Here is a 3,977-nt window from a genome sequence, read left to right as displayed (position 1 = left end):
CTCTTCCTCCGTATTATCTCGTAGTCTTTTTCAGAAATCAAATATGATTCCTATATCATTTTTCTGTCAATGCGTAAGTTATAGTAATATCGGGTTAGAAAATAAAGAATTTATTAAATCTATCTTAAGTTTCTTAACTGTCTTAACTGTCCTTGAGTTTCTCTAACATTCGTGAAATATTAGAAAAACTAACATTCAAAAAAAGAAAAAATTATGGCGTTTGAAGAAGAATGGCTTAAAAGAATATTCAATGAAACAGATAAAAATAAGAGCGGAAAAATAGATATTGAAGAACTTCAAACAGACTATTTTACAAATGGAGAGATATCAAGATTAACGAGAAAGAATTTTGTTCAAATATTATCTCAGTACGATTCAGATAAAGACAATTGCATTACTTATGATGAGTTTAAGGCTGCTATTGAACAAGCGGAGAGAGACTTTGGGTAATTAATAGAGTGTAGTTACATAAATTAAAAACCTTGTCAATAATGACAAGGTTTTTTTGTGTTGGTATTAAGAAGTGTCATCCCTCTTTTGCTACTACGGGGAAATAAAAATTGAGGCTAAATGATGAAACCTAGATTTAGTGAGAAGATTAGCGATCGCAAACTAATAGAAACCTCCAAACAAAGCTCTATAGGCAAAATCCTGTCTGGACAAGAGTTACAGATTATTCTCTGCCGAAAGTGACAAAAGAGGGATAACTAGCGATCGCTGTTTTTTTCTGCATTCTCCTTATGCACTTTTTGTCTTGCTTGTCAATGCGTAAGTTGTAGCCTTTTCAAATCTCGTTTCCAGCAAGAGGCTATTGGTGACAAACTTACCTTTTTCTTAAGTTGTCACCAATAGTCTCCGACTGGGAACGAGACAAATTAGCTTTGGGGAAAAGGTTATTGGGTTTGGGTTAAAGGTTTTTTCTTCCCCTTTCCCCTTTTCCCTTTCCCCGAACCGTAATTACACTACATATCCCTTTTGTCAACTAGAAGCTTTTAAAGCTGCTTCTGCTTGGGAATGTAACAACAAACCGTATTCTAAGCCCTCCACCACCGCTTGATAGGAAGCCGCCAAAATATTGGTGGAAACCCCTACAGTCGTCCAGCGTTGACGACCATTGCCTGATTCTACCAACACACGAGTTTTCGCCGCAGTGCCCGTATGTCCGTTGAGAATCCGCACTTTGTAATCTGTCAAATCAAAAGTTGCAATCTGAGGATAAAAGTTCACTAAAGCCTTGCGTAAAGCTGCATCCAAAGCTGCAACAGGTCCGTTACCTTCCGCCGCCTCCAAAATATTTTTGCCGTCAACAGCGACTTTGACTGTAGCTAGGGCATTGCTAGTTTCTTTCCCCTCAATCAAGTCACAGTGGACTTGAAAACCTTTGACTTCAAAAAACTTCCGGCGGCCTCCCAAAGCTTCGTGCATCAGCAACACAAAACTGGCCTCTGCTGCTTCAAATTGAAATCCTTCACTTTCCAAATCTTTGAGGCGCTGGAGAATTTCCCTAGCCTCTGCTTTTTGTTGATCCAATTCAATCCCAAAACTGCGGGCTTTGGCTAAAACATTGCTCAGTCCAGACTGTTCCGAAATCACAATGCGCCGACGATTCCCGACTTGTTCCGGCTGAATGTGTTCGTAAGTTAGGGGATTACGTTCCACTGCTGATACATGAATACCGCCCTTATGGGCAAAAGCCGAACGTCCCACAAAGGGAGCGTGTTCATCTGGCGCCAGGTTGACGACCTCACTTACAAAACGACTAGCTTCTGTAAGTTCTGTGAGCTGGTCTTCTGTGATACAACTGTAACCCGCCTTCAGTTGTAAATTGGGAATTAACGAACAGAGGTTAGCATTACCGCAACGTTCACCGTAACCATTAATTGTGCCCTGTACCATCTTTGCCCCTGCCATCACGGCGGCGATTGCGTTAGCAACCGCCATTTCCGAATCGTTGTGAGTATGAATTCCAATTTGGGGCATTGTCCTTTGTCCTATGTCCTTGGTCATTGGTTCTTGACAAATGACCAATGACAAATGACTAATGACATCTTGCACAATTTGGCTAATTTCATGAGGTAAAGTGCCACCATTGGTATCACAGAGAACTAGCCATTCCGCACCAGAGGCGATCGCCACCTCTAATGTCTGTAAAGCATAATCTCGATTGTGCTTATAGCCATCAAACCAATGTTCGGCATCGTAGATAATCCGACGACCTTGAGAACGAAGGTACTCAATGGTGTCGCGAATCATTGCCAAATTTTCTTCTAATGTCGTCTTGAGTCCGGTTGTCACATGTAAATCCCAAGACTTGCCAAAAATCGTTACCCAGCGAGTTCCCGCAGCCAAAATATCCTGTAGCATCGGTTCGGTGGCGGCTGTGGAATTGGGGCGGCGAGTCGAACAAAAAGCAACAATTTCAGCTTGTTTTAGCGGATCTTCTTGGAGTTGCCAGAAAAATTGTACATCCTTGGGATTGGCACCAGGCCAGCCGCCTTCAATAAAGGGAATTCCGAGTCGATCGAGTCTACGGGCAATGCGTAACTTATCTTCTATCGATACAGATAGCCCCTCGCGCTGAGTGCCATCCCGTAATGTAGTGTCATAGAGCCAAAGTTGAGGTGAAGAATTTGTGGTCATAAAACTGGGACCGAGGAGACAACTTTCGAGGCAATGTGTCAATATACAACAAAAAGCCAGTTTGGCAGTTTAAAAATGCCTAAAGTAATAGCTGAAGGTAAAACAATTGATTGCGAGCATGGAAGTAATCTCCGCAAGATTTTACTGCAAAATGGTATTAACCTCTACAATGACGGTGCTAAGGTAATAAACTGTCGGGGCATTGGCAGTTGTGGTACCTGCGCGGTTAAGGTAGAGGGCAAAGTCTCAGCAGCGAATTGGCGCGATCGAGCGCGGCGTTCGCTTCCTCCCCATTCTCCTACAACAGACTTACGTTTAGCCTGTCAAACTCAGATTTTAGGCGATGTGAAAGTGACAAAGTTTGATGGATTTTGGGGACAAGGTTCTCGAATAGTGTGGACACCAAAAAAAGGTAAAAAGGAGTTAAGACAAGATGGGTAGATGGACACCCTTAATTTTAATGGCTGGAGGTTTAGCCATTCTGCTTGGTACATTACTAGGTATCAACTTTCCGATGGGCGTACAAACTGCTAACGCTCCTAGTGACAAGAAATCAGAAGTCCTGCCAGCTAATATCAATGTTAATAGCAGTGCTGGCAGCAAGAATGAAGAAACTGCAACAGAAGGAAACGAAACAACTCAAACAAACGAAAACAGGCGCTCTATTGTAGCCCCAAGACCTGACAACAGAAGTAACGTTGCCCAGAATTCTGCTGATGACTCAACTGACAGTACAACAGACGGCAATACAAATTCTTCAGAAACAAGCACACCATCTAACAATACAAATCAAAGCAACGAACCAATTCGCGCCTTGTGGTAACGATCAGATCCGTCTTCAGACCCGTCTTTAGTTACGAGTTATAAGTTATAAGTTATGAGTTATGAGTTATGAGTTATTAGTTATGTACCAATGACAAATGACAAATAACTAATGACAAATGACAAATGACTAATGACTAATGATTAGTGAGACTGTGATTATTGGTGGCGGCGTTATTGGTTTAGCGATCGCCATTGAACTAAAATTGCGCGGGACAAACGTCACCGTGCTTTGTCGTGACTTTCAGGCTGCCGCTACCCACGCCGCCGCCGGGATGTTGGCACCAGATGCGGAAAACATCGCTAATGAAGCAATGCGTTCCTTGTGTTGGCGATCGCGTGCCTTATATCCCGACTGGACGCGCAAATTAGAAGAACTGACCGGCTTAAATACTGGCTATCGTGCCTGTGGTATCCTTGCGCCCGTCTTGGAAGAGGCAGGGGGGCAGGGGGGCAGGGAGCAGGGAGCAGGGAGCAGGGAGCAGGGAGCAGGGAGCAGGGAGCAGGGAGCAGGG

At 43.4% G+C, this 3,977-nt stretch carries 5 protein-coding genes; 4 read left to right on the top strand and 1 reads right to left on the bottom strand.

Translation table 11 applies throughout. From position 1 onward, the window contains the following. Nucleotides 1–213 precede the first annotated feature (213 nt). Entirely contained in the window at nt 214–450 is a 237-nt protein-coding gene (locus RM368_RS17860; protein WP_322695297.1) for an EF-hand domain-containing protein, read from the top strand. Between the two features lie 528 nt (nt 451–978). Here the strand turns inward: RM368_RS17860 and cimA are convergent. After that, on the bottom strand, nt 979–2,640 hold the full coding sequence (cimA, locus tag RM368_RS17855) for a citramalate synthase (RefSeq protein ID WP_322695296.1): 1,662 nt from the start codon (nt 2,638–2,640) through the stop codon (nt 979–981). A gap of 75 nt (nt 2,641–2,715) precedes the next feature. Here cimA and RM368_RS17850 point away from each other — a divergent pair, with 75 nt between their 5' ends. The 3 genes from RM368_RS17850 to RM368_RS17840 form a co-directional block, all read left to right on the top strand. Further along, nucleotides 2,716–3,081: a 2Fe-2S iron-sulfur cluster-binding protein gene (locus tag RM368_RS17850; RefSeq protein ID WP_322695295.1), complete on the top strand. Its 366-nt coding sequence runs from the start codon at nt 2,716–2,718 to the stop codon at nt 3,079–3,081. Further along, nucleotides 3,074–3,463, top strand: coding sequence for a hypothetical protein (locus RM368_RS17845; RefSeq protein ID WP_322695294.1), 390 nt, complete (start codon nt 3,074–3,076; stop codon nt 3,461–3,463). The genes RM368_RS17850 and RM368_RS17845 overlap by 8 nt, the downstream gene beginning before the upstream one ends. Before the next feature lie 139 nt (nt 3,464–3,602). After that, a partial coding sequence (locus RM368_RS17840; protein WP_322695293.1) for an FAD-dependent oxidoreductase occupies nt 3,603–3,977 on the top strand: 375 nt, incomplete at its 3' end.

It is taken from the genome of Nostoc sp. DedSLP03 (assembly GCF_034530815.1).
Lineage (GTDB): Bacteria > Cyanobacteriota > Cyanobacteriia > Cyanobacteriales > Nostocaceae > Nostoc.
This window is presented reverse-complemented; position numbering and strand designations above follow the sequence as displayed.